Genomic DNA, 24,389 nt, shown 5'->3' with positions numbered 1-24,389 from the left:
TAAACATTTTATTCTATTTTGTACAGAGAATAACAACAAATGAGCATATTCCTTGCCTATATACAATCATTTTGATACTCTATAATTGGAGGGAAATATGACAAAACAAAAAATTAATCGAATCGTAGGCTCCATTGGTGCCTTTATTGGAATTATAGTATTTATTGCCTACATACCTCAAATTATCGCTAATTTACAAGGAAATAAAGCTCAACCATTTCAACCTTTATCAGCTGCTATATCTTGCTTAATCTGGGTTATTTATGGATGGACAAAGGAACCTAAGAAGGATTGGATACTAATCATTCCAAATTCAGCCGGTGTTATTTTAGGTGGAATCACTTTTTTGACTTCACTCTAACAAATCTAATAGTATGTATAAAAAGCAACTGCAGGCGCGGTTGCTTTTTCACTTACTTTTTTGATTTTAAAGTATTCTTCTGACATCCCACATAGCTCTATCTAATCTTTTTGTGATAAAATAGGCTCAATCAATTTCTAGGAGGAAGAAATATGGTTTCTACTATTGGTGTTGTTAGTTTATCTAGTGGCATTATCGGAGAGGACTTTGTCAAACACGAAGTGGACTTGGGTGTCCAACGTCTCAAGAACCTGGGACTCAATCCTACCTTTTTGCCTCATTCGCTAAAAGGATTAGACTTTATCAAGGACCATCCTGAAGCTCGTGCAGAGGATTTGATTCATGCCTTTTCTGATGATAGCATCGACATGATCCTATGCGCCATCGGTGGAGACGATACCTATCGCTTACTACCTTATCTTTTTGAAAATGACCAACTACAAAAGGTTATCAAACAAAAAATTTTTCTTGGCTTCTCGGATACAACCATGAACCATCTCATGTTGCATAAACTAGGAATCAAAACTTTTTATGGTCAATCCTTCCTAGCAGACATTTGTGAATTGGACAAGGAAGTGCTGACCTATAGCCTCCACTACTTTAAAGAATTGATTGAGACGGGAAGAATCTCAGAAATCCGCCCTAGTGACGTTTGGTATGATGAAAGGACTGACTTCAGTCCCAAGGCTCTGGGGACACCTCGTGTCAGTCATGCAAATACTGGTTTCGAGCTGTTGCGGGGAAATGCCCAGTTCGAGGGAAAAATCCTCGGTGGTTGCCTCGAATCCCTCTACGATATCTTTGACAACTCTCGATACGCAGATAGCACGGAGCTCTGCCAAAAATACAAACTTTTCCCTGACTTGTCAGACTGGGAAGGAAAAATCCTCTTGCTAGAAACAAGCGAAGAAAAGCCTGAGCTGGAAGACTTCAAAAATATGTTGCGGACTTTAAAAGACACTGGTATATTCGAGGTCATCAGTGGACTCTTGGTCGGAAAACCTATGGATGAAACTTTCTATGACGACTATAAAGAGGCACTATTGGATATTATTGACAGCAATATCCCGATTATCTATAATCTAAATGTCGGCCACGCAACTCCAAGAGCAATTGTACCCTTCGGAGTTCACGCCTATGTAGATGCAAAGGAGCAAATCATTCGCTTTGACTATAACAAATAAAGCTGGGAAAAGTTTCTCAGCTTTTTTCTATATTCTCAGATATTCTAGTTACCTATACTCACTAATTGCTACTTTTCCACTCACAATCATTCTCATGGTCATCAACCAGCCCTGCTGCTTGTAGAAAAGACAAGACGGCGACTGGGCCTGTGAACTTGAAGCCTCGTTTTTTGAGATCTTTGGCTAACTCCTCAGACAGAGGTGTTTTAGCTGGGGCTTGGCGGTAGTCGGGAACATCATTCACGATAGTTTTCCCCTCAACAAAAGACCAAAGATAGGCATCAAAAGAGCCATATTCTGCCTGTAACCGTAGAAAGGCTTGGCCGTTAGCGCGTGTAGCAAAAATCTTGGCTCTATTTCGGATGATGGCTGGATTCTCCAGCAAGTTTTCCAATTCGGTATCAGTCATCTCTGCGACCGCTTGAATTTGATAGCCATGAAAGGCTTCTCGGAAAGCATGTCGTTTGTTGAGCACCGTTTCCCAAGACAGGCCTGCCTGATAGGTTTCCATACACAACAACTCAAACAATGCTTGGTCATCATGGAGGGGCTGACCCCATTCCTCATCATGATAGGCAATGTAGAGCGGATTGGTCATCTTGACCCACGAACAACGTTTTGTCATGCTCTGCTCCTATTTGACCAACATTTTGAGGGCAGACTTGATATAGTTCTCAGCTGTATCTGTCGTTCCTTCAAAGAATTTCTTGATTTTCTTGAGCTCTGTTGCCTTGTAGCCCAGAGCCAACATGGCTTCCATGGCTTCTTCCAATTCTTGGTTTTCAGCGCTAGCTTGCACTGCTACCTTAGCAGGAAGGTCATCTCCTGCAACTACTACCTTGCCTTCCAAGTCCAGCACCATCTGCTGGGCTGTTTTCTTGCCAATTTTAGGGAATTTGGTCAAGTAGGTGATGTTCTTAGTTTCAATTGCTTGAACCAAGCCAGCATTGTCATCGGCAGCGATAATAGCAAGAGCTGATAAAGGACCAATCCCAGAGACCGAAATCAGACTGAGAAAGAGCTTTTTCTCATCTTCTGAGCGAAATCCATAAAGCAGATGGGCGTCCTCACGCACTACTTGGTGCACATAGATTTGAGCTTCTTGGTTCACCTTACCTGAATAAGCATAGGGGTTGGCCACATGCAGGATATAACCGATACCGTTGGTTTCAAGAACAATGTATTTAGCAGTGATTTTGGTAATGATTCCTTTTAAATATTCGTACATAATTTTCCTTTTAGTTTAATATTTCCCCAACTCACGGAGACTGGTGTGATTTTCCTGAATACGTCGGAACATCTTTTCCATATCCGACTTTGTAAAATGCACCAAAACAGGACGTCCGTGGGGACAGTTGTAGGGATTATCACATTGAGAAAGCTGATAGAGGAGTTGTCTAGCTGAATGATCATCAATACGATGATTGGCCTTGATAGACCGTTTGCAGGACATCATAATAGCCAACTCTGCTCGATATTTCTTGATAGAAACTTCCTTGGTCAAGAGTAGCATATCACACATCTCATAGATGCCTGATTCAATCTCTTCTTCTGCCATCCAAATAGGATGTTCACGTAAGATAAATTGATTTTCTCCGTACTCTGCTAGAAAGACCCCAACTTCCTCCAAAAGTGCCATTCTTTCCTTAAGACGAAGGGCATCATCTGCAGGAAATTCAAAGATGTAAGGTACTAGGAGTTGCTGTTGACTTTGGTCTACATTGCCAATGCTCTCACGATACTCCTCGTACTTGACCCGTTCCTGAGCCGCATGCTGGTCTATGATGTAAAGCCCATCTCGCCCTTGGGCAAAGAGATAGGTTCCATGCATTTGCCCGAAAAATTCCAACTCTGGGAAGCTGGATGATTCTTCTCGCTCCAGCTTGTCATAAGCCTTATCAAGACTTGCTAAGTCAAGCTCTGGGTGATCTAGCTGGTCGTAGTTAGCAGGCTTTCTCTCTGCAAAATGCAGTTTTGCTGGCTTGGTCAATCGGTCCAAGGTTTCCTTGGCAAACAGGGTCAAATCCTGCCCTTCCTCAGTTAATTCTACCTGATAATCAGCTACTTCAGCTTGACTAGGTCTTGTCGGCTCAGTATTCTCATAGTAAAGTGTATTTTCTTTGAGTGGGAGAATAGTTTGCTCCACCTTCTCACGATTGCGCACAGTCGATTTGGCAAGATTTTCCAAGGCATCTGGAATCAAGGTTTGTTCCTTGAGACTATTTGCAATAGCTTCTGAGACCAGGGTCATCAGTTCCTTTTCCTTGGAAATCCGCACTTCTTGCTTGGTTGGGTGCACATTGACATCCGCTAGATAAGGGTCGATATGAATGTGAATGACAGCCAGTGGAAAACGGCCTACCATAAGCTTACTACCATAGCCGTCTAGAATTGCACGATTGAGTAGGAAATTCTTGATATAACGACCATTGATGAAGAGACTGATATAGTTGCGGTTGGCTCTAGTCAACTCAGGCAAGGACACAAAACCTGAAATTTCGAAATCTAGGTCAGAATTCTCAATTTCAATCATCTTCTTGGCACTCGCCAAACCGTAAATCCCTGCGATAGCTTGGCGCAATTGACCAGTCCCAGCTGTCCGCGTCATCTCCTTGCCATCACTGATTAAACTAAACGAAATTTCAGGATGGGCCAAGCCCAGACGATTGACAATATCAATGATATGAGACAACTCCGCTTGCTGGCTCTTCATATACTTGAGGCGGGCAGGCGTGTTGAAAAAGAGGTCCTCCACACAAACCTTGGTTCCCACAGGACTAGTCGCTGGGATGACTTCTTCAACTTCTCCCCCACGCGCGACGAGCTTGGTTCCATGACTTGCACCATCCACCGCCGTCAAAAGGGTCAAAACACTAACAGAAGCGATAGAAGGCAAGGCTTCACCACGAAAACCAAGCGTCCGAATCCGAAAGAGATCTGCCTGATTTTTTATCTTACTGGTCGCATGACGACGCAAGGCCAATTCCACCTCATCGTGAGCAATTCCATGACCATTATCTGTGATTTGAATCTTCTTGAGACCAGCTTCCTCAATCTCAATGATAATCTGGCTAGAGCCAGCGTCAATAGCATTTTCTACCAACTCTTTGACCACACTGGCAGGACGTTCAATGACCTCCCCGGCTGCAATCTGGTTTGCCAGCACCTCTGGCAATTCAATAATATGATACATCTTTCAGCCCCTTTCTGTATCTATTTTCCTAGAAATTGATTAGTGCTATTATACCATATTTCAGATAGGACAGAAAAGCAATCACCACATAGGAGCCAAATCCCTCCACATAGACAAAGTCCCTTGCAAGGGGCTGAAAAATAGTGTTTAATAAAGATATACAGGAAGTGATCACAACCTTGTATAACTAAAAAGGAGAGAAATTTATGAAAGTAGAACTACAGATTAGTGAGACTTACAAGGAGGAAAAACTGATTGTCCAAGCACCTCAGCCGACAGATAAAGTCCAGAAAGTCATCGAGTTCGCAGAAAATCTTGACCAAAAAGAAACAATCAAAGGAAAGATTGATGATCAGGTCTATCTAGTTAAGATTAGCAAGATTCAACGCTTCTATATCGAGAATCGGAAAGTTCTAGCAGAAACCGCGAGTCAGACCTACAGCATTGATTTGCGACTCTATCAGGTCCTTGAAATTCTGCCAACCAATTTTATCCAAATTTCCCAATCAGAAATCATCAATATCGATTCCATCTCTCATCTCAAGCTCACCCCCAACGGCCTAGTAGAAATTTTCTTGAAAAACGAAAGCTTCACCTACTCTTCACGCCGTTATCTAAAAACCATCAAGGAGAAATTAGAACTATGAAAAAACAAATCTTCCACGACGCAGCTACTGGTGTTCTTATCGGCCTCATCCTCTCTATCATCTTTTCACTCATTTATGCACCAAATACCTACGCACCACTAAACCCCTACTCTATCATCGGACAGGTGATGGTGCAACATCAGGTTCACGGTGCCTTGGTCTTGCTCTACTGCACACTTATTTGGGCAGCTATTGGTATTCTCTTCAACTTTGGCAAGCGATTATTCAGCCGTGACTGGAGCTTGCTCCGTGCAACTCTGACTCATTTCTTCCTTATGCTAGTAGGATTTATCCCATTAGCAACCCTAGCAGGTTGGTTCCCCTTCCACTGGATTTTCTACCTCCAACTCATTATCGAGTTTGCGATTGTCTACCTCATCATTTGGACTATTTCCTATAAAAGAGCATCAAAAAAAGTAGACCATATCAATCAACTCTTGAAGCATAAAAAGTAAGAGTGCTGATAAAACCACTTGGAATAATAAAAAAGTCAAGCCTAAGCTCAACTTTCCAACTCATACAAATCTGCGATAATAGCTGCGACACGTTTGATATCTCCCAGCATGCCTCGCATTTCAAAGTCAGCCAAGACAGGGAAACCAAAACGTTGACTGTATTGCTTAGCTGTCAAGCAGTATTGGTTATTAAAGTTACGATTGCCTGAACCAACTACGCCAAAACACTTACTAGCATTGTCACCATAAGCGATAAAATCTCCCACTGGCGTTGTCAATATCTCAACATCTCCGTTATCCACGCCATTCCCACCTTCTAGGTAAGTCGGCAAAAAAGCAACATAGGGATGGTCCATTTCATAGAAATCTTGGCCTTCTTTGACCAAATCTTTTATATGAATCTTTTGAACCTCAATTCCCTCGTACTGGGACAAGAGATAGTCTTTCAAGCGCGTCACAAAACTTTCAGTATTGCCACTCAGACTAATATAAACTAAAGAAATTGTCTTCATATGTACCTCCATGATTTTATTTTTAATCGAAAAAGAACTACCAAGATTGTAACTTGATAGTTCTTTTTTGTCAATACTTAGGCAAGTTCTTCTGTTTCCTCTTCTTCAGCCAAGGCTTTTTGCTGACGCCATATCTTGTAGAAGACAAGGGCTAGGAAGAGAACATTGATGACGATATAGAAAATGCTGACAGCTTTTGAACCAATACCCATTGTCAAACGAATAGTTTCATCTTGAACCAGCTGCAAAGCGTCTTGTAAAGTCACATAGGTATAAATCGAACCAATAATGGCTAGCAAAACATAGCCGACATAAGTATAGTTTGCATACTGCAAATTCTTACGAACAAGGAATACAATCGCTACTACCACTAAAATAGCAGATAGTACAACCAAGGCCACATTAAAAATAGAATGAGATGCTTCTGCCACTCTATAGCTAAAATTAATGCTATCTTCTACCTGCTGAGCACTGACCCCTGCAACTTGTTTTTGAGCAGCACGAAGGACTTCTTTACTAGGCAAGGGCTTCAAAAGTTCAAACAGAGACGTAGCTGAAATAAGGGCAGACAAGATGAGCAAGACCCATAGATAAATTGGTTTCTTTTTCATGATAGAACCTCCTGATGTTATTATTGATATTATAGCACTTTTTGTAAAGGGATACAAATATTATAGTGTCGTTTCTACCTGTTTTCGGTAAGCTTTTGGCGATTTTCCGCACAATTTTCGGAACACTTTATAGAAATATCCAACATTACTGTAACCAACAGCATAACAAATATCTTCGATACTGTCACTAGTTGAAAGCAAGAGCTGTTGGGCAGCCTTAATGCGTTGTTTGTTTAGTAATTCTGCGAAGGTCGAATTGGTTTCACGCTTGATCAACTGCCCTAGATAGACAGGATTGATAAAGAGATCCTTACTGATATCCTTGAGGGAAAGTTCTTTCTGATAATCACGCCCAATGACTTCCAGCACACTGACCACGTTTTCATTCATACGATATTGCCCAAAGAAGCGGGTCAGAGTTTCCTTGATATAAGGAACCAATTGATCGAATGATTGAATAGCATGAATGGTTTTGACAATATCCGTCATATCATCAGCTTTGAGATGTTCAAACAAGTGAAAGACATCCATGACAAACTGGATAAAAAGCTGCTTGGTAATTGGAACACGGGGTGTATTTTCAAGAACTACCTTCTCCAAGAGATTTAACTCTTCTACGATTTGATTAAGATTTCCCTGAATGATAACCCTATAAATCGGTTCGTAATAGGCAAAGAGACTCTCAGACTGTTGTAGATTTACAGAACCGTAAAAGAGGGCTTTCTCAGCATTCAACTTCCAGCGTTCAAAGTGTTCTTGATAAGGAGCTTCAAAGGGAGTAACGACTAAACCATCTAGGGGTTTATCAGAAATAAAAATCTGCCAGTCTTGACCCAAGACATAGTAGGGAATGGTAAAAGATCCTTGTTTTTCCTTGGATAGGCCTATCCACCAATTCTCCTCACCTCCTAGATAACTAACAAATCCAGCCTCATCTAAATCTTGACTAAGGGTCTGACTTTTCTTTCCTCTCTCGCCGAGCTGACCTGCAATCTTCTCCAGCAGATTTCCCAACTCTACCTTATCAACAGGCTTTACCAAATAGTCCACCACACTAAGGTTCATTGCTCTTTTTACATAATCAAACTCCTGATAACCCGAGAGCAAGATATAGGCAGCATCTGGTAATATCTCTTTCATTTCCTTAATCATCTCAAGCCCTGTCTTATCTGGCATATTGACATCTGAAATGATGACATCGACAGGATTTTCCTGAACATATTCTAGGGCTTCATCGGCATGACTGGCTGTTGCGACGACCTCCATATCCCACTTATCAAAGGGAATCAAACGTTTCAGACCTTCTGTCACCATGTACTCATCATCTACTAATAATACTTTATACATTTTCTCCCTTTCTACTCATCTTGAATTGTAATACGGTACTGAACACCTGCCTGCTCTGCAGAATCTATGGTAATAGCATAGCGGTCCCCAAAATAGAGCACAAAACGCTCATGTACATTGGTAATCCCGATAGACTGCTTTTGATCACTGTAACTGGCTTGGTGTTCAAAATGTCTCTGACTTAATTTTTCTCGAATACTTGCCAGTTTTTCAACCGACATTCCACGGCCATTATCGACCACCAAAATTTCTACAAAACCATCCTGTTTAAGAGCCTTGATGCTAATCACATTATCTGTTCGTCTATGGTCAACACCATGCGCGAAATAGTTTTCTACCAGCGGTTGTAAGGTAAACTTAGGAATCTTCATATTCTCTAGCTCTGGGTCTGTCTTGAAACCATAGGCAATGGACTTGGGATAGCGAACCATGCAGAGATAGCTGTATTTACGACAAAATTCTAATTCCTGTTTGAGAAGGGTCTCTCTTTCGTCGGAAATATTGTTACGCAAGAGACTACTGAATTCATAAATGATATCTGCCAACTCATCTTGACTTTGCATAACTGCATACATGCGCAAGAACTCCAGCGTATTATACATAAAATGAGGATTGATTTGCGCCTGTAAGGCTCGCATATTGGCATCTTTTTGACTAAGCTCTAACTGATAAATATCATGGATATTCTTTTCCAAGCGATCCAACATATCATTGGTCGTCTCCGCGATTAAGAGCAATTCCTGATCCTTTTCAAGCGTATCAATGCGAAGACCTTCTTGTCCTTGGGCAATAGCTTGGATGGAATCCACCAGGTCCACCACCTGCTTTTGATAATTAGCAAAGGTCTGCCTCAAAGTCAGATAGAGAATGACAATAAAGAGAAGGCTCAAGCCCACAATCAAAGCAGAGCTAGCCACTGTTCCTTGTAAAACAAAGTTTTTAGGAACTGCCACCTGAACCTGATATCCATGAGAGGTAAAACCGACAAACCAGTTCTCATGTTCCCTATTGACCCTCTCACCAATATGAAAAATCTCCGTATCAAATGGTGATGTTACAGTCACAGCCATCGGGATATGACCTCGGGTATTGTCAATGGCATGATATAAGACTTCTGGATCCAAGGAGATGTAAATCACTCCTATAGATTGATCCGTTGCTGGGTCCAGAACTGGAATGCCAAAACTATTGGCCTCTGGTTTAAAGGCCTCAGCAGGCAAGATATGACCACTTCTTTTATCCCTTGTTGAAACATAAACTTCTTTAAAATCCTGCAAGACGATTGCAACACCCGTTATAGAGTCATTTTGGACATAAAGATCATCAATGTTTTCATACAGAGAAATAGAAGTTGACGAAGCTGCTTGATGCTCCAACAGCCAATAGAAATACTCAGAAGTTGACAAGCTAAAGTACTTATAAACCCCTTGTATCCGGTCTTGATTGGCTACTAAATCTTGCGCCAGTTGGGCTGACTCCCGATAATAATACTCCACCTCATCGACTGTTCGAGTGGTTACACGTTGGGCTACTCTTTGAGCTTCCTTTTCCCGTGAATCCCAGTCAGCGTAAGAGAGTAAGATTGCAAAACTCGCAATAATAATCATCATCACTGAACTGTAGGTTCTTAGAAGCGTATGTAGCCAAAACTGCTTCATTCTATTTTGTCGCCAATTTTTCATGGATACTTTCATAGACCGGTTCCAACATATCACTGATAAAGAAATGCCACATCCCAATTCCTACAAAGAAAAGTAGGGCAGGCATATAGTAACCAATTGCCACAAGTAGCACTGTCCCAAGGAGAACCTTGGCCACAGCCCCTAAGCTCATAAAGATGCCAATCAAGGATAGTTTGAGACTATTTCGATAGGACAAGTCAAAATAAACTTGTAATTTCAAAGATACTGTATAAGCCAAAAATAGCAGGGCAACTACTAGAACATTCAAAAAGGTCGCAATCAAATGAATAATAGTCTGATGAGGCAATTGCACCAAGAGATACAGGCCATAGACCAAAACTAGATCCACCCCTAAAAAGCTATAGAAAATCAGGTTGCTTGAGACGAAATTTTGCTTATAAAGAGACCAAGCCTCCTTCAAACTGTATTCCCGAAAGCTATAACCATGTTCTGCATACAGGCTCATCAAGGTGGCACTAGCCGGCGCTAGACCAAGGATAATCCCTCCTACCAAGGTTAATAGCCAAAAGAAGGCTGTCGCAATCATCCCTAAAAAGAAACGATTAAAGACAAAGTCTAAAAATCTACCCATGATATCCCCCTAAAAATAACTATGAAACTATTATATCATATTTCAAGCGTTTTCAAAAACTTCTAGTATCCATTTACAATCCCATAAAACCGTGGTACAATGAGAATTGTGAAAAAATTATCAGGAGACAATTCATGAAAAAATCTATCTTAACTACACTGCTTTTTGCAGTTCTTTACTTCCTCTGCATGGGGATTGGTGTCCTTTTGGGCAATTTCTTTGACCAAGCTGGAAACATGTTTTATGCGCCTGCCTTTACTGCCCTTTTCGGCGGTAGCGTCTATATGATCCTAGTCGCAAAAGTTCCGCGCTTTGGAGCCATTACCACTATCGGCCTTGTCATTGCCCTCTTTTTCTTGGGAACTAAACACGGTGCCGGTGCCTTCCTTCCTGGAATTATCTGTGGTCTCCTAGCAGATGCAGTAGCTAACCTCGGAAAATACAAGGACCAAACTAAGAATTTCCTTTCTTTCATACTCTTTGCCTTTAGCACATCAGGACCAATTCTAATCATGTGGATTGCACCCAAAGCCTATATGGCTACCCTCCTAGCAAGAGGAAAATCCCAAGAATATATCGACCGTATCATGGTCGCGCCAAATCCTGGAACCGTCCTTCTATTTATCGCAAGTATTGTCATCGGAGCCCTAATGGGTGCCTTGATTGGACAAGCCTTGAGTAAAAAATTGGCGCAGAAAATCTGATAAATAAAAAAGAGCCACACGGCTCTTTTTATTTATGGCTCAATTTTTTGGTCAAGAAATCTCCCAAAAATTGGATTGCAAAGATAATCAAAATGATAATGATGGTTGCCAAGATGGTCACATCATGATTGTAGCGGTTAAATCCATAAGCGATGGCCACGTTACCGATACCACCAGCTCCAACCGCACCGGCCATGGCTGTTTCCCCAACAAGGGAAATCAAGGTCACAGTCGTCACACGGATCAAATCCGGAAGACCTTCTAGTAAGCTTGAGCTTCCTAGGTTAAAATTTTTTACCCGAAAAACTTCTTTTTTCTAGTGATAAAATCAACCCTATCACACTCACTACCAAAAACACCCACCAACAAAGGCTGATATCTTGCAAAGCTAAGAAGGAAAATACAGACATCCCCAAGGGTAATGTTAGGGAAAAAATCATACTCAAGAGATTATTACTTCGAGCTAATACATCCGCACTCAAATTAGACAATAACAGAGTATCTAATTTAGGCATTGATTTCGACATCAAATACATCACAAAGGCTAAGCAAACAACACCTACTAGAGGAGAAAAATCTAAAATATTAGCAGTAGCAAGTAATACAAACAGAATTGCATTGAGCGATAGCAAACTTGAAAACGACAATTTCCCAAAATAATCATGGGGAGTTAGGCTACCAAGAATAGCTCCTCCTAAGCTAACACATTCAATTAAAAATAGGGCTTGAGCATAGCTGAGATGATAGATAGTATGGTCTAATAAGTAAAAGTGGTAAATACCTCCAACAGCTCCTCCCAAAGTATTCATCACCAAAATGACAAGAATCATTTTAAACAATGATTTACTTTCTCTCTGCCTAAAGATATCATCCATGTCCGCATAGATTGCCTTAACTTGTTGGAGTAAACTAATCGACTTATCCTCTACACTTACAGACAAATACGTCAATTCTCTTCTATTTTTGAACAAAATAAGAGAAGATAGTAAAAAGAAGCCAGCGTTCACAATTGCAACAAAAGAAAAATTTTGATGACTGGTTGTGAGTAACCATACTCCTAAGGCTTGACCTCCTAGATTTGATAAATAGGAAACAAACTGAGTAAAGGAATAAGCTTCATAGAGCTTATCTTCCGAAATATTATGCTGGATAATCGGCATACGAAGGCCTGCTGTATAATCCGATAAAATATCCGAACAGATGTTAACCATACAGATAAAAGCAAACGTTACGAAGTTCTGGTCATGAATCACACTAGCAATCAAAAGAAATAGTAGACTTTGCACACAACCAACCCAGATAATTGTCCCTGCTTTATTCCGAGTATGATCAGCCTTAATCCCAACATAAAAAGTAAATAGGAAAGGTAAAATCGTAATCATATTCGCCATAAATACAGCTATATTTTTAAAGGGTAGACTCGCAGCATAAACGATAAATACCAGATTATAAATATAAGCTCCACTTGAGCTCAAAAACCTTGATAAGGTCAGTATTCTAAATAAATGATGTCTTAAGAATAGTTTCATAACAGGCCTTTCTCACATTTCAAAGAGTATTCTATTGAATTCAGTCTAACAAAAAAAGCGGGACTCCCCACTTTTTTGTAATATATTTTTTCTGAAAATAGGAACTCTAGCTCCTAGATACTGCTATTTATCACTCCATCTACAAACCCATTTATTTTTCATCAGTCGATGTAATTGGAATATATTACAAATCTTTATTCGAGAGCTGACTTGCAAAATAGTTTTCATAGTATCTTGCACCATCTACATACTCTAAATCTTGTAAGATTGTAATGCCTCTTTGGATTTTTTCAAGCCCCTTATTTTCTACTTTAAAAATAGTATCATAATACCCTTTAGCAATCATATAAATGATTTTAAGATAAGCTTCAGATTCTGGCAATTCTCGTTTTTCAACCTGAAAGGTAAAATAGTCTGCTTTTAATTTATCCTTTTCCTCTATCGCTTTAAAGAGTCCATTAATTAAAATGGTATCAATAGCGACTTTGTTACTAGGTAAAGAGCCTAATAAATCCGTCTTTTGCAACATCTCCCTAGAATATTTAAAATAGAGGGGCAGAGGGAACAAAGTAGAAATCGTTGAAAATAGTTCTAATTCATAATTTCCCCAGATATCAATAGTAAAAAAATAGTCATAGAGAAAAGTCAGTTCTTCATCCGTTGCTCGTATTTCTGAATCAAAAAACACAAGAAGGCTTTTGATACGAATCATTTGTAAAAGATAGCTTGTTTTAGCACTTGATCTGTACTTTTTAGTCGTCTCTTCATACAAGGATTGGAGAGAATCAATCCCTTCTCTGTCATATAGTTCCCAGAGATTTTCTTGAAAAGCCAAAATCTGTTTCTGAGAAAAACCACGTACCAAGTACATAAATTCATTCAAGTCAGAGTGGATGTTATCTAAGGCAGTAATCAATTTCATAGAGGATAAATCTGCTTCTCCACGCTCAAATTTGCTCAGCATGGAATAAGTAAACTCTCCTCCCGTCGCCTCCTGGAGAGATATATTCCGACTCTTTCTCAATTCTTTAAAAACTTCTCCCAGATTTTGCATATTGACTCCCCACAATTCTTAACTCTCTTACTCTTAAAAGTAACGGTTGATAGCAACTAGTACAGAGAATTTTAAGTCTTGACTATAACGACAACTCCTATGAATTGATGTACAGATGGCCTAGCTCTTTTTATTTATGACTCAATTTTTTGGTCAAGAAGTCTCCCAAGAATTGGATTGCAAAGATAATCAAAATGATAATGATGGTTGCCAAGATGGTCACATCGTGATTGTAGCGGTTAAATCCATAAGCGATGGCTACGTTACCGATACCACCAGCTCCAACTGCCCCCGCCATAGCTGTTTCCCCAACAAGGGAAATCAAGGTCACAGTCGTCACACGGATCAAATCTGGAAGACCTTCTGATAGGTAAACACCTACGATATCCCAGAATGTCGCTCCGCTAGCTTGAGCCGCCTCAATGACACCACCATCCAATTCAGCCAAGACAACCTGCACCTGACGGGCAAAGAAGGCAAAGACTGCAAAAGATAGGGGTACAATAGCCGCATTTGGACCAATGCTTGTTCCTACGATTAGATGAGAGAAGGGTGACAAGACTGCCAAGAGAATGATAAATGGCACCGCACGGAAAATAGAGGTAATCTTATCCAAAATCCAGAAAACAGCCTTATTTTCCAAGACACCACCTGGCGCGGTCAAGACAAGGAAGAGACCTGCAACTAGCCCCAAGAAACCTCCGATGATGAAGGAAAGAACTGTCATATAAAGAGTTAGGTAGATGGCTGTCCCCCAGCCTGCTTGACCAGCCCAGCCCATCTTATAGACATTTGGCAAATAGGTTTGAATCAATGACTCCATCTTACTGTCCTCCCTTCAATACTTTTAGTTGTACGCCTGCTTGACGAATGGCTTCTTGAGCACCTGCTAGCGCTGCTTTTTCACCTGACAAGACCACAACTAATTCTCCAACAGGAGTTCCATCGAGGATTTCGATATTTCCATAGAGGATATTCGCCGTCACTTGATAATGCTTGTACAATTCATTCAAAAGTGGCTCGTCTGTTGAAGCACCTGCATACTTGAGTTGCACTAAGAGACTATTTTCAGACAGGTTTTGCACAATTTCTTGCTTCTCGATTTTGACCATAGCTTCGTCAATACCTGTAGCTGTTGAGATAAAGTCTTGAGTCAAAGGTTGTTTAGGGTCTGAGAAGATTTCAAGAACACTACCCTCCTCAATCAAATGCCCATCCTGCATAACTGCCACACGGTTAGCAATGTCTTTGACAATCTGCATTTCATGCGTAATCAAGACAACAGTTAAGCCTAATTTTTGGTTCAAATCTTGCAACAAGGCCAAAATCTGCTTGGTTGTCTTAGGGTCAAGGGCAGAAGTTGACTCATCTGAAATCAAGATTTTTGGATCATTTGCCAAGGCACGCGCAATGGCCACACGCTGTTTTTGCCCTCCAGATAGTTGTGAAGGGTAGTTTTCAGCACGGTCTGCCAAGCCAACCAAGTCCAACAACTTGGCTACTTTAGCTTTCTTCTCTTCCTTGCTGAGTCCAGAGTGTTTGAGGGCGAAGGCTACATTCTCCTCTGCTGTCTTTTGGCTCATCAGGTTAAAATGCTGGAAAATCATCCCGATATCTTGACGTTTACGACGCAACTGCTCTGCCGTCAAGGTCACCTGACCATCAAAAATCACATCGTCGTCAATGGTAATTTTTCCTGCAGATGGTTTTTGCAAGAGGTTAATCACCCGTACAAGGGTTGATTTCCCTGCTCCAGAATATCCAACGATTCCGTAGATATCCCCTTCTTGGATGTGAATAGTCACATCCTTGACCGCTGTGATGGTTCTCTTCTTTTGATGAAAAGTCACATCGATCTGATCTAACTTGATAATGTCTCTACTCATAGCTTCTAATCAGCTCCTCTACTAATTCAATATGGGTGTAATAATCGGCGATTCGCACATTTTCATCTCCACCGTGGTCTCGGCTATTGGCATTTCCTAGACCAAAGGCAACCATAGGTACTTCTAAAGCATCAAAAACCGTATGCATAGGACCTGTACCTGCAGTTGTTGGCAAGACTGATACGCCCTGTGGATAGAATTTCTTGGCCAACTCGATTACATTGAGAATGGCTGGCGCGCTCATATCGCTGCGATAGCTCATCTCTCCCAAGGTATAGTATAATTCTACCTTATCAAAGCCATTTTTGTCTAGCTGTTTCCGAATTTTTTCCAGAACATCATGCGGTTCTAGGCCAGGAACCAAACGAACTTCTAACTTAGCACTAGCTTCTGCAGGCAAAATCGTTTTGACTCCTTGTCCTTGATAACCCGACTGAATCCCTTCGATATTAAGGGCTGGCTCAAAAAAGAAACGTTTTAGAAAGGCTGCGCGGTCCTCTTGTAAGAGAGGCAATTCCAAACCATAAATCTGGCTGATTTCCCCTGGATTGCGTTGAGCATAGGTATCCACCAAGGCCAATTCACGTTCATTTGGTTCTTGCACTTCTTCGTACAAACCTTCAACCAAGATACGACCATCTGCGGCACGAAGAGACTGTAGAGCTTGAAGGAGGTACCAGGGAGCTGACTCCACAACCCCACCATAACTAGAGTGGATATCTACATCAGCACTTTTAACCTTGGCATCAAAAGTCACAATCCCCTTATTTCCACCAGAAATTTCTAACTGTTCCAAGGCATTTTTGGTCCCTTGTTCCCAGACCAACAAATCTGCACCACGGAGTTTGTCCGCATGTTTTTCCAGATACTTATCTAGGTCTGTCGAAGCGGATTCCTCCGCTCCCTCCATGATAAAACTGATATTGACAGGCAAATCATCATGGTGCTGCATGTATTTTCTCAAAGCACTCAAACGAGCTGTGATATGACCCTTGTCGTCGTCAACTCCACGCCCATACATGAAGCCATTGCGGACCGAAAGCGTAAAAGGATCCTCTGTCCAGACCTGATCCCCATCCGCTGGCACAGTGTCATAGTGGTTATAGAAAATCAAGGTCTTGGCATCTGGACGTGAACTCTTGAAATGCGCCATGACAAAGGGCGCCGTATAAGTCTCATCAATCTCCACTTCAGCCCCAACACGTTTGAAAATCTCACCCAGATAGTTTGCGACTTCCTTAAGTCCGACCTGCTGGGCAAAGACCGATTTCTTAGAAATCAAGGTACGCAAAACCTCAAAATAATGCTGGGCCACATGATCCTTTTCAAATTTTTCAATCTGTTCTTGTTCGCTAGGAAAAACCATATTCTCTCTACCTTTCTATGAACTACTCTTCCTGACAATCCATGCTCTATACAAAAGCAAGAGGTGGAATTTTCTCTCCCACCTCCCTGTTTCTTATTACCAAACTGGTTGATCCAAACCGTCTGATGTTTCTTCGATAACTTTTTTCACGTCATCTGTGTGGTAAGCTGCGATCACTTTCTTGATAGCATCAGCCTTAGGTGATGTTTCCCAATCTTTTTTCGCAACGATGATGTTGTACCATTGTTTTGAATTTTCATCAGCTTGTTCTTTGAAAAGTGCTTTCTTGTAGTCCAATTTTGCTTCTGTAACGAAGGTATTGTTTACAACGGCAGCGTCAACTGATGACAATGAACGAGCTGTTTGGCTAGCATCCAATTCAGTAATTTTCAAGTTCTTTGGATTTTCTTTGATGTTAGCAACTGTTGCAAGAGCAGTTCCTGAAACGTCCAATTTAATCAAGCCAGCTGATTGAAGCAAGTAAAGCGCACGGCTTTCGTTTGTAGCATCGTTTGGTACAGCGATTTCTCCGTTTGCTGGGATGTCTTCTACTTTAGTGTACTTGTTGTCACTTCCATTCAAACCTGAGTAAAGGCGAATTGGAGAGATGTAAGTATCAGCAATCGCTACAAGGTCTTTCCCGTTTTCTTTGTTCCAGTTGTTCAAGAAGTTGTAGTGTTGGAAAGCGTTCAAGTCTACTTCACCATCAGCAGTTGCCTTGTTTGGTTGTGAGTAGTCTGTGAACTCTGTAAATTCCAAAGTGATACCGTCTTTTTTAACCAATTCTTGGATTTTGTCCCAACGTTTTTCTTCAGAACCGCTACGGTTAACAGTTGCGATTTTGATAGTTGTTGCATTGTCTGCTTTCTTTTCTGAGTTTCCGCAAGCTGCAAGAGCCAAACCTGCGACTGTAGCAAGGGCTGCTACACCAAGCCATTTTTTAATTTTCATGATTCTTTCTCCTTAAAAATAATACCGTACTAGTATCTCACAATTTGTTTGATTTCACAAATTGTTATTAGATAGCCAGATATATAGTTTAAAACTATATCCCTAAAAACTGAGAAATCATCCACCTTATGCAGAATGGATGATTTCAAAAAATTATTTAATATCAGCTTCTGCTGGTAGATAAGTGTCTCCGAAGAATTGTTTAGACAGTTTTTCAAGAGTTCCGTCTTTGTAGAGTTCTTGGATGCGTTTGTCTACAAATGTTTTCAACTCATCTTGACCTTTAGCAAGAAGTGGGTAAACGTAAGGTTGTTGATCGCTTGGAAGTTCGATAACTTTCAAGTTGTCCAAACCTTGGTTCTTGATGACTGTTTCAACACCGATTTTATCAAAAATCTTGTAGTCAAATTGCCCATCGCTCAAGCGTCCCATGATTTGTTGGAAGTCTGCTCTAGTGTAGTTAAGGACAGTTGGATTATCTGAGTGTTGTTTGTTGTAGTCTTCCAACTGTTTAGCAGATGTTGTCCCTTGAACAACTTCTGTTGATTTTCCACCGATATCATCAAGCGATTTGATGCTAGAGTCGTCTTTTTTCACTACAAGAACGTTAGGGTTTTTAGCAGTTGGAGCTGCATAAAGGTATTTTTCTGCACGTTCTTTAGTGTAGCTGATGTTGTTAACGGCCATTTGGTAACGGTCAGCGTCAAGACCCGCAAAGACACCTGACCACTCAGTCTTCTCAAACTTGACATCATACTTGTCAGAATCTTTAAAGATAGCGCGAACCACTTCAATTTCGTAACCAGTCAATTCACCATTTTCTTCATAGTTGAATGGTTTTGGTGAAGCATTGGTTGCAACGATAATTTCTTTCTTGCTAACTGCTTCTCCTTCTTTTTTCGCACCACCTGAGCAAGCTGCTAGCACACCTGCAGCAACAAGCCCTAGGGCAGCAAGAGATGAGTATTTAACGATTTTTTTCATGTCATTTCCTCCAAAATAGAATACCTTATAATCTTAACAGAAAAAGACCATTTGCGCCATTATATGATATCTATATCTGTGATAGGTTTTCTTTATGGCTAATTTAAAAGACCAGACGCAAGACGGCAATCAAGACCACTCCAAAGAGAACCGTTCCGACTAGATTGCGATAACGAAAGGCTACCCAAGCCGTTGGAAAGACTGCTAAAAAGTCCAACCATTTGATTTGAGGAAGGCTCCCAACCTTACCTGTCACTACGCTTGAAAGAATCAAGGCAAAGATAATGGAAACGGGCAAGAACTTCAAAAAGCGCTCAACAATCGCAGGCAATCCCTTATACTTGACCAAGATGAAAGGAATCATACGGGGAATCCACGTCACCAAGCCAGAGAAAATAACTGCTAATAAAAGATACTTACTGACCATCTAAGACCACCCCCATTGTACAACCAAGTAGCGTCGCAAACAGAACAGCTAGCGACTGAGATACTACTGTCAAGAGTAAAAAGAAGGACACCGCAACAACTGCTAGGATAATGAGCAGATTGCGGACAGGAATCAGTCTTTGCATAATCTGGAATTGCGAAGCAAAAATTCCGATAAACATCCCAACCAAAGCAAAGTCCAAACCAAATATTTCTGGATTTGGTAGCAGGCCACCTAGAGCCGTTCCAACCACTGTCCCCACAAACCAAGCCACATAGCTGTTGAGATTGTTTCCATGCATCCACATCGGATTGACCTTGTCTGTATGGGCCAATTCGCCCATCAAAACACCATAGGTCTCATCTGTCAAGAGACTAGACATACCAATATTTTGCCAGAGACTGGTATGACGGAAATAGGTCGATGCATGCAAGCTCAGCAAAAAGAGACGCAAATTGATCAAAAAGACCGTCATAGCAATAGCTGCCACAGGCGCCTGAACTGCAATCAAGGCTAACATGGCAAACTGGGCACTCCCAGCATAAACAAAGAGGCTCATCAAGCCCATCTCAACAGGTGTCACATAGGGCGCACCAATAATCCCACAGGCCAGTCCGATACTGATATAACCAAGGGCCGTTGGCATGGCCGCCTGCGCCCCCTCCCAAAATCCTTTTTCTTTCATCTTTCTCCTCGTATTGTCTTAATAAGTAGGCTGAATCAGTTCCAGCCACAGCATGGACTATTATAACACATTCAGGAAAGAGAAAAAAGTCTGCTGATTGTAATCAGACAGACTCCATTTTATTCTTATTTAATCTTGAAGAATTGAACAATTGCCACAATACCTTGATAAATAAAGACAAAGGCAATGGTGTAACTAATATAGAGACCGGTCATCAATGGGTGTCCCATCATGATTAAACCTGCTACGATTCCTAAAATCCCCATCCAAACTAGAGGGGTACCTACCGATTTATCCGTCTTACGAACCTTGAAACCAACGATAGTTTTTGTAATACCATTTGTCAAGGCCCATAAAGAAATGATAAATGGTACAAATGTTACCATTTCAATAAAGCTACCTGAGAACAAGGTAAGAGCGAGGATGAGGGTAACAATTCCTCCAAATAAATTCCAGCCATGCTTTTCTTCTGATTTGAAGTATTGTACAATCTCAGAAATCCCTTGAACTGCAAATACAAGTGCAAACCAGAAAGTCATGGAAGCCAAGCTAATAAGAGGATGTGCAAACATATTAAAACCTACAAAAACTGCAAAAATACCCGCAATTAGTAACAACCATTTCCAAATTTTCGACATTATTTTTCTCCTTTTTTAGAGGAATCTTCCTCTAGTATTCCATAAATCATCATATCCAAAACCTGTGATAATTGATGTTCATATCCTGAAACCAAGTCAGGCAAACTGCTATCTGACGAAACAGTTAAATAATAGGAACGAAACATATCCTGAATCAATCGCAGATAGTCCATAGCTCGTTTCTCATCAATATGCTCTTTCAGTTTGGATTCTGATATAAGTTTTTGACAAACTTGTTCATTCAAGTCCAAAAAGATAGCTTTCTGTGGTGCAATGTCTGCTTCCAATTCTTCTGGTGTCGCAATCATTGCCTCAAAGAAAATGTGGCTATGTTCTGGGTATTGCTGATAAAATTGGTGACGTCTTTCCATATAATCAGCTAAGGAGGGCACTTGACCTTCCACCCCCAGAAACACTGCCAAAGCTTTCTCAAAACTCTCCTGAAAACAAGTTAGATAGAGGTCTGATTTCCCTGAAAAATTATGATACAAAACTCCTTTGGAAATACCATCCACTTTACAAAGTTCATTGATGACAAAACCTTGATAGCCTTTTGTAGCAAATTCAAACAAAGCAGCGGTAATGATTTTCTCTCTTCGTAGTCTTGTTTTTTCTTCTTTTCTCATGTATTTATCTCTACATTTTTGAATTATAAACCGATTGGTCTGAAATGTCAAGCAACTTTCTCAAAAATTTAACAGTCTGCTGATTGTAGCCATCATAAACAGACTGGAATCCAGTCTCAAACATATAATATACACATTCTTCGCTAAATGTTTTCACGGATATTCAAGAGTATGATAAAGGCAGCTAGAAGAAATAGCAATAAAACAAAGCTAACTGCCAGAGTTCCAAAGCTAGTAGCAATGGTTACCAAAGCTATTGTAAATAAGCTAGGTAAAACAACTGTAATGGCACCGATAGAGGATTGAACTGCTCCCATTGACTCCTCAGGTATTTGTTTAAAAATGAGTTCCTGTAATCGAGGAGAGAGGATACCTGCGAAAAAGGCATCCAAGGCACTAAAGATAAGAATCCAGTCAAAACGAACTGCCACAAAGCCAACTAAAAGGAGTAATTGGATAATAAGCGAGGCATATAGGGCTAGTTTTATGGAGATTGTATTCTTCAGATAGCCACTCACAAGGCTTCCGACAATAAGGGCTGACAATTCAAGGGTGGATAACAAGGCAAGAGATTGACCTGTTTGTAAATTCAAAAAGGGCTGATTCCTCAAAAACAGAGTAGAAACAGGAACTGTAACATTTATCACTGCTTGACTAATAGAGATAATAAACAAAACCAAGAGCACCTTATTCATATTCCATATCAATTTTGATGATTGGAGCAGATGCTGGCAAAAGGATTTTACAGAGAGTCCTTCTTGATAGCTAATCGTTTTTTCTACTTTCAAGAGGTCTGTTTTTATGAAAAGAATACCTAAAAATGCGATTAAAAAGGTCAGAGCATTCAGTAAGGAAATAGACTGGATAGATAGAATACCTAGTAAGACTCCTCCTAGAATATTACTGATTGTTTTCACTAAACTAACAGTTGACTGTTTAAATCCAATAGCTTCTGCCAGATGGTCTTGCCCAATAATTCTAATGAAAATCGGAGTGAGCATGGCGCCTGAAAAATAACTCAATGTGTCAGATAAGAGGTTAATCAGACAAATAAATGCTACTAATAACAAGGAAAAGGACTGCCCTGAAAGTGATAAAGAAACGATAGAGTAAAGCAAAAATTTTGCAAAACTAATCATTGTATATTTTAGGACACGATGATGTTGAAAATCCGCCAAAACTCCCAGAAAGATTTGCAGAACTTGAGGAAGGGTTTCTGAAATCGTGATCAGTAAAATCGCCAAAGGGGCAAAAGATGCATCTGCCACATAATTCAAAAAGGCCAGATAAAAAATCGTATCCCCAACCGTTGAAATCCACTGGTTGATGGTTAATTGCCTAAAATTTCTATTTTGAAGAAATACTTTCATCACAACTCCTTTTAAAGTTCCAGTGTATAGAAAACAAGACTTGGTTTAATATTGAACTCCAAGCCTTGCTCATATTCAGATTCATCCATTATATGATGTTCATGCCGTATTTTATAATAAATCATATCTTAAAAATACCAGACCACACTATTCCCTGCTTGTATTTAGCTTCTTTCTTTTGGACAAATTTTGCTAAATCCAACAACTCTGTCGGCGGTTCACCTTTAAAGCTCAACAATTCTTTAGAGACGGCAAAAGAAAGACGTACAGCTAACAAATCTTCATTAGTACTAGAGAACTGTTTTGCTGTTTCCAGCAATTGCTTCCTAAATTCTTCCGTCAAGCTAATTTCTTTATTATTGTATAGGGAATGAATTAACATTTGTAACTGACTTTGTTTTTCCATCGTTTACCTCATTTTATCTAGGACGCCAAGTTTCACTTTTAGTCCAGCCATTTACAGTATGCTCATAATTAAACATATACTGTACGAATTCCCATCTATAAACCACTTCTGCGACTTAGGATCTGCTTGAAGTGCTTTACAAGGATAGTATAACACGAAAATTAGCTTATTTTAGAAAATCGCATATTTGATATTTTTTCTTATAGAAATTTCAGATTTGCAATTGTTGACTACTCAATAAGTTCTTTGTATTGCTTCAAACGCAATTCGAAGAGGGCTAGCAATTGTGGATTTTCTAATACTTGCAGAGATTGGATAAATCTTTCAATCTCTTTTTGATTGCTTCCTTTGGTTTGAAGGAAAATCTTCATTTTCTTTAAAAACTGCCACAATACTTTTTCAAAAACATCGTATGGACGAAGCATGCTCTCTAGCTCAGCTTCAAAAATTGGGATATAAGAGAAAAGTTTACGCTCCATGAGTTCTGATATAATATTCAGAAATCCACTTTTCATATACAATCGATTATGTACCAACTCTTTAAATTCCCTAGATTTCTCAATTAAAGCGGTCGATAAAAATATCAAATCTTGATTGCTCAAGAAGGGCATGGTATTGCAAAAGAGATAGAGTTCAAACCAGGTCCAAGACTCAATAGCATAGAGATAGATAGTCAAAAACTCGCTATCTTCTTTTACTAATGGATAGTTCTTATTTAAGGAATGGAGTGCGTTTTTAATTACAATGGCATTCAAACGACGATAGGTCTCTGCCATCTGTTCTTGCTCGACTTCCTCCAACAGTTGCTCTAAACCAGCTATATCTTGGTGGGCAAAGCGATCCACAACCTTTCTACCAATCTGCATATGTAGGGATTCTTGATAATTGTTTAGCTTATGACCAAACTCATCAAAATTCATATTGATCCCTTGGATGGCTAGGATCAACTTATCCGCAGATAGCATAGACTGCCCTAGTTCAAACTTGGACAACTGAGAGGCTGTTAGACCAGCACAAGCCACATCTGACTGCTTGAGCTTTCTCGCCAAACGTAATTCCTTGTAAAATTCTCCCAACTCCATTCTCTCAATCATCTCACCACCTCCTATTTTTTATATAGTATATCATTATTCACAATTATTTGTCAAAATATTCTGACATTTAAGAGAGCAAAAAAGC

General features: G+C 40.2%; 27 protein-coding genes and 1 pseudogene. 5 read left to right on the top strand and 23 right to left on the bottom strand.

What is annotated here, in order from left to right; all coding sequences use genetic code 11:
* The first annotated feature begins 97 nt into the window (after positions 1 to 97).
* Positions 98 to 361: a SemiSWEET family transporter gene (locus JQ843_RS00300; RefSeq protein WP_000166114.1), complete on the top strand. Its 264-nt coding sequence runs from the start codon at positions 98 to 100 to the stop codon at positions 359 to 361.
* Between the two features lie 152 nt (positions 362 to 513).
* Complete coding sequence (locus JQ843_RS00295) at positions 514 to 1,545, top strand: S66 family peptidase (RefSeq protein ID WP_203212607.1); 1,032 nt, start codon at positions 514 to 516, stop codon at positions 1,543 to 1,545.
* 61 nt (positions 1,546 to 1,606) lie between these two features.
* On the opposite strand, the gene JQ843_RS00290 is transcribed toward JQ843_RS00295, so the two are convergent.
* From JQ843_RS00290 to mutL, 3 genes are read right to left on the bottom strand one after another with little or no spacing between them, the layout of a single operon-like run.
* The gene (locus JQ843_RS00290) at positions 1,607 to 2,170 is read right to left on the bottom strand and encodes a DNA-3-methyladenine glycosylase I (protein ID WP_203212606.1); all 564 of its coding nucleotides are present in this window, start codon (positions 2,168 to 2,170) and stop codon (positions 1,607 to 1,609) included.
* Positions 2,171 to 2,179: 9 nt separating this feature from the next.
* On the bottom strand, positions 2,180 to 2,773 hold the full coding sequence (ruvA, locus tag JQ843_RS00285; protein WP_203212605.1) for a Holliday junction branch migration protein RuvA: 594 nt from the start codon (positions 2,771 to 2,773) through the stop codon (positions 2,180 to 2,182).
* Positions 2,774 to 2,788: 15 nt separating this feature from the next.
* Positions 2,789 to 4,738, bottom strand: a complete 1,950-nt coding sequence (mutL, locus tag JQ843_RS00280) for a DNA mismatch repair endonuclease MutL (RefSeq protein WP_203212604.1) — start codon at positions 4,736 to 4,738, stop codon at positions 2,789 to 2,791.
* A gap of 206 nt (positions 4,739 to 4,944) precedes the next feature.
* Between mutL and JQ843_RS00275 the strand changes: the two genes are divergently transcribed.
* Together JQ843_RS00275 and JQ843_RS00270 are read left to right on the top strand one after the other, a co-directional pair.
* A complete protein-coding gene (locus tag JQ843_RS00275; protein WP_153198978.1) occupies positions 4,945 to 5,385 on the top strand; it encodes a LytTR family DNA-binding domain-containing protein in 441 nt (146 codons plus the stop codon).
* Entirely contained in the window at positions 5,382 to 5,840 is a 459-nt protein-coding gene (locus JQ843_RS00270) for a DUF3021 domain-containing protein (protein WP_203212603.1), read from the top strand. The genes JQ843_RS00275 and JQ843_RS00270 overlap by 4 nt, the downstream gene beginning before the upstream one ends.
* Positions 5,841 to 5,887: 47 nt before the next feature.
* On the opposite strand, the gene nrdI is transcribed toward JQ843_RS00270, so the two are convergent.
* The 5 genes from nrdI to JQ843_RS00245 form a co-directional block, all read right to left on the bottom strand.
* On the bottom strand, positions 5,888 to 6,352 hold the full coding sequence (nrdI, locus tag JQ843_RS00265) for a class Ib ribonucleoside-diphosphate reductase assembly flavoprotein NrdI (RefSeq protein ID WP_004255033.1): 465 nt from the start codon (positions 6,350 to 6,352) through the stop codon (positions 5,888 to 5,890).
* Between the two features lie 77 nt (positions 6,353 to 6,429).
* Complete coding sequence (locus JQ843_RS00260) at positions 6,430 to 6,963, bottom strand: ABC transporter permease (RefSeq protein WP_023946835.1); 534 nt, start codon at positions 6,961 to 6,963, stop codon at positions 6,430 to 6,432.
* A gap of 60 nt (positions 6,964 to 7,023) precedes the next feature.
* The gene (locus tag JQ843_RS00255; RefSeq protein WP_203212602.1) at positions 7,024 to 8,310 is read right to left on the bottom strand and encodes a response regulator transcription factor; all 1,287 of its coding nucleotides are present in this window, start codon (positions 8,308 to 8,310) and stop codon (positions 7,024 to 7,026) included.
* An 11-nt stretch (positions 8,311 to 8,321) separates the two neighbouring features.
* Positions 8,322 to 9,992, bottom strand: coding sequence for a sensor histidine kinase (locus JQ843_RS00250; RefSeq protein WP_338014926.1), 1,671 nt, complete (start codon positions 9,990 to 9,992; stop codon positions 8,322 to 8,324).
* A complete protein-coding gene (locus JQ843_RS00245; RefSeq protein ID WP_084954297.1) occupies positions 9,970 to 10,584 on the bottom strand; it encodes a YesL family protein in 615 nt (204 codons plus the stop codon). The genes JQ843_RS00250 and JQ843_RS00245 overlap by 23 nt, the downstream gene beginning before the upstream one ends.
* A gap of 134 nt (positions 10,585 to 10,718) precedes the next feature.
* On the opposite strand from JQ843_RS00245, the gene JQ843_RS00240 reads away from it, so the two are divergent.
* A complete protein-coding gene (locus JQ843_RS00240; RefSeq protein ID WP_033685599.1) occupies positions 10,719 to 11,288 on the top strand; it encodes an MptD family putative ECF transporter S component in 570 nt (189 codons plus the stop codon).
* Positions 11,289 to 11,316: 28 nt separating this feature from the next.
* Here JQ843_RS00240 and JQ843_RS00235 read toward each other — a convergent pair.
* From JQ843_RS00235 to JQ843_RS00165, 15 genes and pseudogenes are all read right to left on the bottom strand, one after another.
* Positions 11,317 to 11,556: pseudogene (locus tag JQ843_RS00235) on the bottom strand (ABC transporter permease); the annotation flags it as partial.
* Positions 11,557 to 11,572: 16 nt separating this feature from the next.
* A complete protein-coding gene (locus JQ843_RS00230; protein WP_033685602.1) occupies positions 11,573 to 12,817 on the bottom strand; it encodes an MFS transporter in 1,245 nt (414 codons plus the stop codon).
* Between the two features lie 184 nt (positions 12,818 to 13,001).
* Positions 13,002 to 13,688 (bottom strand): Rgg family transcriptional regulator, encoded by a 687-nt coding sequence (locus JQ843_RS00225; protein ID WP_338014931.1) that lies wholly within the window; start codon positions 13,686 to 13,688, stop codon positions 13,002 to 13,004.
* 313 nt (positions 13,689 to 14,001) lie between these two features.
* Positions 14,002 to 14,694 carry a methionine ABC transporter permease gene (locus JQ843_RS00220; RefSeq protein ID WP_033685604.1) on the bottom strand — a complete coding sequence of 231 codons (693 nt, stop codon included), beginning with the start codon at positions 14,692 to 14,694 and terminating at the stop codon, positions 14,002 to 14,004.
* A gap of 1 nt (position 14,695) precedes the next feature.
* Positions 14,696 to 15,757 (bottom strand): methionine ABC transporter ATP-binding protein, encoded by a 1,062-nt coding sequence (locus JQ843_RS00215; protein WP_203212601.1) that lies wholly within the window; start codon positions 15,755 to 15,757, stop codon positions 14,696 to 14,698.
* Positions 15,750 to 17,123 (bottom strand): M20 family metallopeptidase, encoded by a 1,374-nt coding sequence (locus JQ843_RS00210; RefSeq protein ID WP_000231807.1) that lies wholly within the window; start codon positions 17,121 to 17,123, stop codon positions 15,750 to 15,752. Before JQ843_RS00210 ends, JQ843_RS00215 begins: the two co-directional genes overlap by 8 nt.
* Before the next feature lie 96 nt (positions 17,124 to 17,219).
* Positions 17,220 to 18,074, bottom strand: a complete 855-nt coding sequence (locus JQ843_RS00205; RefSeq protein ID WP_000694523.1) for a MetQ/NlpA family ABC transporter substrate-binding protein — start codon at positions 18,072 to 18,074, stop codon at positions 17,220 to 17,222.
* A gap of 153 nt (positions 18,075 to 18,227) precedes the next feature.
* Entirely contained in the window at positions 18,228 to 19,058 is an 831-nt protein-coding gene (locus JQ843_RS00200; RefSeq protein ID WP_033680840.1) for an amino acid ABC transporter substrate-binding protein, read from the bottom strand.
* A 103-nt stretch (positions 19,059 to 19,161) separates the two neighbouring features.
* On the bottom strand, positions 19,162 to 19,485 hold the full coding sequence (locus tag JQ843_RS00195) for an AzlD domain-containing protein (RefSeq protein WP_000253936.1): 324 nt from the start codon (positions 19,483 to 19,485) through the stop codon (positions 19,162 to 19,164).
* Positions 19,475 to 20,170 (bottom strand): AzlC family ABC transporter permease, encoded by a 696-nt coding sequence (locus JQ843_RS00190; RefSeq protein WP_153192703.1) that lies wholly within the window; start codon positions 20,168 to 20,170, stop codon positions 19,475 to 19,477. The genes JQ843_RS00195 and JQ843_RS00190 overlap by 11 nt, the downstream gene beginning before the upstream one ends.
* A 125-nt stretch (positions 20,171 to 20,295) precedes the next feature.
* Complete coding sequence (locus JQ843_RS00185; protein WP_000036821.1) at positions 20,296 to 20,808, bottom strand: HdeD family acid-resistance protein; 513 nt, start codon at positions 20,806 to 20,808, stop codon at positions 20,296 to 20,298.
* A complete protein-coding gene (locus JQ843_RS00180; RefSeq protein ID WP_001224323.1) occupies positions 20,808 to 21,434 on the bottom strand; it encodes a TetR/AcrR family transcriptional regulator in 627 nt (208 codons plus the stop codon). The genes JQ843_RS00185 and JQ843_RS00180 overlap by 1 nt, the downstream gene beginning before the upstream one ends.
* 143 nt (positions 21,435 to 21,577) lie before the next feature.
* On the bottom strand, positions 21,578 to 22,804 hold the full coding sequence (locus JQ843_RS00175; RefSeq protein WP_004254988.1) for an MFS transporter: 1,227 nt from the start codon (positions 22,802 to 22,804) through the stop codon (positions 21,578 to 21,580).
* 121 nt (positions 22,805 to 22,925) lie between these two features.
* The gene (locus JQ843_RS00170; RefSeq protein WP_004254985.1) at positions 22,926 to 23,210 is read right to left on the bottom strand and encodes a bacteriocin immunity protein; all 285 of its coding nucleotides are present in this window, start codon (positions 23,208 to 23,210) and stop codon (positions 22,926 to 22,928) included.
* A gap of 230 nt (positions 23,211 to 23,440) precedes the next feature.
* On the bottom strand, positions 23,441 to 24,304 hold the full coding sequence (locus JQ843_RS00165; protein ID WP_020901821.1) for an Rgg/GadR/MutR family transcriptional regulator: 864 nt from the start codon (positions 24,302 to 24,304) through the stop codon (positions 23,441 to 23,443).
* Positions 24,305 to 24,389: the final 85 nt, after the last annotated feature.

The organism is Streptococcus mitis (assembly GCF_905187495.1).
GTDB classification, from domain to species: domain Bacteria; phylum Bacillota; class Bacilli; order Lactobacillales; family Streptococcaceae; genus Streptococcus; species Streptococcus mitis_CU.
This window is presented reverse-complemented; position numbering and strand designations above follow the sequence as displayed.